Origin of the sequence: Pseudomonas sp. Z003-0.4C(8344-21) (genome assembly GCF_900104975.1) — a bacterium.
GTDB classification, from domain to species: domain Bacteria; phylum Pseudomonadota; class Gammaproteobacteria; order Pseudomonadales; family Pseudomonadaceae; genus Aquipseudomonas; species Aquipseudomonas granadensis.
Genome location: NZ_LT629756.1, coordinates 2,869,874 through 2,876,467 on the forward strand (window position 1 = coordinate 2,869,874; position 6,594 = coordinate 2,876,467).

1 protein-coding gene is annotated in these 6,594 nt (G+C 64.5%); it reads left to right on the forward strand.

Features of this window, described 5'->3' with window-relative positions:
- Positions 1 to 27 precede the first annotated feature (27 nt).
- Positions 28 to 6,435: a non-ribosomal peptide synthetase gene (locus BLU24_RS13305; RefSeq protein WP_093100915.1), complete on the forward strand. Its 6,408-nt coding sequence runs from the start codon at positions 28 to 30 to the stop codon at positions 6,433 to 6,435.
- The last annotated feature ends 159 nt before the right edge of the window (positions 6,436 to 6,594 follow it).

Here is a 6,594-nt window from a genome sequence, read left to right on the forward strand (position 1 = left end):
CCCGGCAAATCACATGAGATGGATCTTATGCAGCCTACTTCTGCTCCAGCAGCGGACGATCTGTCCGTGCCTTGCGAAACCTTTGCGCTGACCGCCGCCCAACGGGATATCTGGCTGGATCAGCTGAGCCGTGGTGATTCGCCGCTGTACAACATAGGCGGTTATGTCGAGCTTGACGGGCCGCTGGATCAGGCACTGATGCAGGCAGCGCTGGAATCGCTGATCGCCAGCCACGACGCATTGCGCACCGTCTTGCTGCCTGATGTCGGCGAGGATGGCCTGCCCCGGCAAGCTTTTTTGCCGACGATGGCGGTGGCGATGCCGCTGTTTGATTTTTCCGGTCTCGACGATGCGCACGCGGCGGCGCAGGCATTGCTGCAACAGCAGATGGAGCAGGTCTATCGCCTCGATGGCCAGCCGCTGTTGCGCTTCAGTCTGATTCGCTTCGACGAAGGGCGTCACTGGCTCGCGACTCAGGCGCATCACCTGATTCTCGACGGTTGGGGCTTTGGTCAGATGCTCAAGTCGCTGGGCGAGATTTACAGCGCGCTGAGCCAGGGACAAATACCTGCGATGTCGGCGCCGTCCTATGTCGATTTCATAGCCGACGATGCGCGCTATCAGGGTTCGGACCGCCACGCCCGTGATCGCGATTATTGGCTCAACAAATACCGTACGCAGCCGGAGCCGTTGCTGCTGCCGCGCCATCGTCAGGATTCCAGCCAACGGTCGCGGCCGTCGCAGGCGCATGTGCAAGCGATGCCCGCGTTGCTGCACCAACGCATGCAGCAAGCGGCGCAACGGTTCGGGGCGTCGGCGTTTCACGTCCTGTTGGCGGCGTTGCATGTGTATTTCAGCCGCACGGCGCAGCGTGACGAGTGGGTGGTGGGCCTGCCGATTCTCAACCGCGCGGGTGCGCGTTTCAAAACAACGCTCGGCCTGTTCGCCCAGGTCAGTGCGGTGCGCCTGGATTTTGCTCAGGATTTGCCGTTTGCGCACTTGGTGCGGGCCACCGCGACTCAGCTGAAACAGGACCTGCGCCACCAGCGTTTTTCCCTGAGTGAAATGAATCGCGCGCTGGGTCTGCTGCGCGAGGACCGCGCGCAGTTGTTCGAAGTGTCGGTGTCGTACGAGCAGGACGATCACGACTACCGTTACGGCGCGGCCTCGGCGCACACCGTCAAGGTCTCCAATGGCCATGAAGCGACGCCACTGGCGATTCATCTGCGCAGCAATCGCTTCAACGATCAGGCGTGGCTGCATCTGGTCTACGACCAGGCGTACTTTGACGCCACGGACGTTCAAGCGCTGGGCGCACGCTTGCTGTTGATTCTTGAGCAGGGGCTGGAGCAACCGCAGCTGTCGACGGCGGATTTCTGCCTGAGTACCGCCGACGAATCGCGGCAGTTGCAGCAATGGAACGACACGCGGGTGGACTTTGCGCAAGGCCGAACGGTTGCGCAACGCTTCGCCGCGCAAGTTGCGCAGCGCCCCGACGCTGTCGCCGCCATTCATCAAGGGCAGCCACTGACGTACGGCCAGCTCGACAGTCAGGCCAATGCCCTTGCCCGACACCTGATCGAACTCGGTGTACAACCCGATGATCGCGTCGCCATCGTCGCCCGTCGTGGTCTCGATACGCTGGCGGGACTGCTTGCCGTGCTCAAGGCCGGCGGCGCTTATGTGCCGATCGATCCGGTGCAGCCGAGCGAGCGCTTGAGCTATTTGCTCAGCGATTGCGCCCCCCGGGCAGTGCTGACGCAGAGTGATCTGCGCGCTCGCTTGCCGCTGTTGCGGGTGCCGGTGATCGAGCTCGATCAAGCCGATTGGCCGACCGCCAACGAGGCCGACCCGGTGGCGGGATTGACCGACGCCAACCTCGCTTACGTGATTTACACCTCCGGTTCCACCGGGCTGCCCAAAGGCGTGATGGTCGAACATCGCGCGTTGGGCAATCTGATCGACTGGCATTGTCAGGCCTTCGACCTCGGCCCCGGCCAGCACACGTCCAGTCTCGCCGGGTTCGGCTTTGACGCGATGGCCTGGGAAGTCTGGCCGGCGTTGTGTGGCGGTGCGACGCTGCATTTGGCGCCGGCCCATGACGGTAGCGAAGACATCGATGCGCTGCTGACGTGGTGGCGCTCGCGACCGCTGGATGTGAGTTTCCTGCCGACGCCGATCGCCGAATATGTCTTCAGTCGCAAACTGCAGCATCCGACCTTGCGTACGTTGTTGATTGGCGGTGATCGGCTGCGCCAGTTCAATCGCGCGCAGTCGTTCGAGGTGATCAACAATTACGGCCCGACCGAGGCCACGGTGGTGGCGACGTTCGGCAGAATCGAGCCCGGACGGGCGCTGCATATCGGTAGACCGGTGAGCAACGCAACGGTGTACGTCCTCGACGAACAACAGCGGCCGCTGCCGATGGGTGTCACGGGGGAGCTGTACATCGGCGGCGCCGGCATTGCCCGTGGTTACCTGAATCGCCCGGACCTGAGCGCTGAACGCTTTCTGCGCGACCCCTTCAGTACCGACCCGGCGGCACGTCTGTATCGCAGCGGCGATCGGGTGCGTTGGCGCGCCGATGGCACGCTGGAATATCAGGGGCGCAACGACGACCAGGTAAAAATTCGTGGGGTGCGCGTCGAGCCGGGCGAAGTCGAGGCGGCACTGAGTCGTCACGAGGCGATTGCGCAAGCGGTGGTGCTGGCGCGCGACGGGCAGTTGCTGGCGTGGTTCAGCGAACGCCGGCCGGTGGATATCCTTCAGTTGCACGCGTATCTGCAGGCTCGCCTGACCAGCGCCATGCTGCCGCAGGCGTATGTGCGCATGACGGCAATGCCGCTGACCGCCAATGGCAAAATCGACCGCAAGGCCTTGCCGGCACCGGGGCCGGACGCGCTGATCCGCCGTGACTATGAAGCGCCGCAGGGCGATGTCGAAAACGCTCTGGCGCAAATCTGGCAGGAACTGCTGCAGGTGCCGCAGGTCGGGCGCCACGACCATTTCTTCGAGCTGGGCGGGCATTCGCTGCTGGCGGTGAACCTGATCGAACGCATGCGGCAGCTCGGCATGAGCTGTGATGTGCGCGTGTTGTTCGGCCAACCAACGCTGGTCGCGCTGGCGGCCGCGGTCGGCGGCGGGCGCGAGATCGACGTGCCGGCCAATCGCATACCCGCTGGATGCACCTCGATCAGCCCTGACATGCTGCCCTTGATCGAACTGGATCAGGCCAGCCTCGACCGCGTTGTCGCCAGCGTGCCCAGCGGCGCGGTCAATGTGCAGGATATCTACCCGTTGGCACCCTTGCAGGACGGCATCCTCTATCACCACATCACCGCCGCGCAGGGCGATCCGTATCTGCTGCAGTCGCATCTGGCCTTCGCCAGTCTGGAGCGCGTCGAGGCCTTCGCCGGCGCCTTGCGTACGGTCATGGCCCGGCACGATATTCTGCGCACCGCTGTGGTCTGGGAGGGGCTGGTCACGCCGGTGCAGGTGGTGCTGCGGCACGTCGAGCTGGCGGTGCAGGAAATCGACATCGACCCGGCGCAGGGCGACGTGCTTGAGCAATTGCATCAGCGCTGTGATGCGCGCCGCTATCGCCTGGATGTCAGTCAGGCACCGCTGCTGCGCTTGCTGGTTGCCCGCGATCCGTTGAAGGAACGAGTCGTCGGTGTGCTGCTGTTCCATCACCTGGCGCTCGATCACATTGCGCTGGACGTGCTGCGCGGCGAAATATCCGCCAGCCTTGCCGGGCAACGCGAGCCTTTGCCGCCGGCGGTGCCGTACCGCAACTATGTCGCGCAGGCGCGGTTGGGCGTCAGCGAGGCCGAACATGAGGCGTTTTTCCGCGAGATGCTCGGTGATATCGATGAGCCGACGCTGCCGTTCGGCTTGCACGATGTGCAAGGCGATGGCCGTGGTATCGAAGAATCGCAGCAACCACTGGCAGGCGAAATGGACGGCCGCCTGCGGCAGCAGGCCCGCCGGCTCGGTGTCAGCGTCGCCAGCCTGATTCACCTGGCCTGGGCGCGCGTGTTGGCGGCGACCTCGGGGCAGGAGCGGGTGGTATTCGGCACGGTGCTGATGGGGCGCATGCAGGGCGGCGCGGGTGCCGACCGTGCGCTGGGGGTGTTCATCAATTCCCTGCCGTTACGCGTCGATGTTGCAGCGCCCGGGCGAACCGCGGTGCAGGCCACCCATCGGTGCTTGACCGGATTGCTCGGCCACGAACACGCATCGCTGGCGCTGGCCCAGCGCTGCAGTGGTGTTGCCGCGCCGGCGCCGCTGTTCAGCGCGCTGCTCAATTATCGCCACAGCGAACGGCAGCACGGTCAGGCCGATGGGCCGCACTGGCCAGGCATCGAAACCCTGGCCAACGAAGAACGCACCAACTATCCGCTGACCCTCAGCGTCGACGACTTTGGCGATGGCGTGCAATTGACCGCCAGGGCGATCGCCAGCATCGGCGCGCAACGCATCGCTGATTACATGCACCTGGCCCTGGGCGGGCTGGTCGAGGCACTCGAGCAAGACTCGGATCTGCCCCTGGACCGACTGCCGATCCTCTCGCCGGCAGAGCGCGATCAGTTGCTGACCCGATTCAACGCAACCGCAGTCGATTGCCCGATCGAGCAACCGCTGCACAGGTTGTTCGAACAACAGGTGCAACGCCGGCCGGATGCGATTGCGTTGCAGGCCGGCGAGGCGCAACTGAGCTGGCGGCAACTCAACGAACAGGCCAACCGTCTGGCCCATCACCTGCGTGAACAAGGCGTACGCCCGGACACGCGGGTGGCGATCTGCGTTGAGCGCAGTGTTGAACTGGTGATCTGCCTGCTGGCGATTCTCAAGGCCGGTGGTGCCTACGTGCCGCTGGACCCGGACTATCCGCTGGCGCGCTTGCAGTTCATGTTGCGCGACAGCGCGCCGGTGGCGGTGCTGCTGCATGCGGCGACCCGCGATCTGCTGGGTGAAACGGATGTATCCGTGGTTGACTTCGATCGCTGCACCTGGGACGAGGCGCCGAGCGACAATCTGCAAGTACCGGATCTCGGTGCATCGAATCTGGCGTACATGATCTATACCTCGGGCTCCACCGGCACGCCGAAGGGTGTGATGATCGAGCACCGCAGTGTCTGCAACCTGATGCACTGGGGCTCGCAGATTCGCCCGCCAACCACGGACGGCGCGCTGTTGCAAAAGGCGCCGTTCAGCTTCGACAGCTCGGTGTGGGAGATTTTCTGGCCGTTGAGCGCCGGCCTGCGCCTGGTGCTGGCACGGCCTGACGGTAATCGCGATTCGGCTTACGTCACCCAAGTGATTCGCGAGCAACGTATCAGCGTCGTCAAGTTTGTCCCGGCGCTGTTGCAGCAGTTTCTCGAACAGGATGATGTCAGCACCTGTACCAGTCTCACCGACGTATTCTGCGGCGGTGGCGACCTGACCGTTGCCATGGCCCGTGCCGTGCGCGAACGCCTGCCATGGGTTCGTCTGCACAATGTCTACGGCCCGACCGAAACCACGGTCGACAGCAGCGCCTGGACTCTGGAACCCCACGAGCCAGTGCCCGAGCGGGTCATCCCGATCGGCAAGGCACTCTGCAACACGCGGCTGTATGTGCTCGATCGCAACGATCAACCGGTGCCCTTGGGCGTCAGCGGCGAACTGCACATCGGTGGCGTCGGCGTCGCGCGTGGCTACCACCAATTGCCGCAGATACAGGCTGAGCGCTTTGTCGACAGTCCGTTCGTGGCCGGGGATCGTTTGTATCGCAGCGGCGACCGGGTGCGCTATCAGGCGGACGGCAACCTCGAATTCCTCGGCCGCACCGACTTCCAGCTGAAACTGCGTGGCCTGCGTCTGGAGCCGGGAGAAATCGAAGCGCGGCTGATCGCGCATGCCGCCGTTCGCGAGGCGCTGGTGCTGGTACGCGACGAGCGGCTGGTCGCGTATTTCACCGTGGCTGACGGTCACCTTGCACCTTCAATCGAGGCACTGCGCGAGCACGTCTTGCAGCAATTGCCCGAATACATGGTGCCCGCCGCGTTCGTGCGGCTTGCCGCCATGCCGCTGACGCCCAATGACAAGTTCGACCGCAAGGCGTTGCCGGCCCCCGGTGCCGAACACTTGCTCAGCCGCGCCTACGTGGCCCCCGAAGGCGACATCGAACAGGCGGTCGCGCGGGTCTGGGCCGAGACGCTGGGCATCGAACAGATCGGGCGCAACGACAATTTCTTTGAGTTGGGCGGGCATTCGTTATTGGCGGTGAGTCTGGTGGCGCGCCTGCGTCAGGCCGGGCTGCACGTCGATGCCCGCACGCTGTTCAGTCAGCCGACGCTGGCCGCACTGGCGGCGCAGACCTCACGGCAGACGCACAAGGTAAACATCGCGCCGACCACCATTCCACAGCTCAACCGCAAGCGCCGGATCTGACCCGTCAAGGGATCTCTGCGCGAGCCCGGCGCCGGCGCACACGCGTCTGCGCTGCCTTGCGCAGCGGGGCTTGTCCCGGCTTCCCATGTCAGACAGTGCAGCGCCGATGTTTTAGTTTTTCCCGGTTGCGCGCGGTCGCCACGGACTCGCCACTGCGTG

What these genes read in the sequence shown, in the direction of transcription:
- BLU24_RS13305 (WP_093100915.1), top strand. Translation starts at nt 28, where the DNA reads ATGCAGCCTACTTCTGCTCCAGCAGCGGACGATCTGTCCGTGCCTTGC.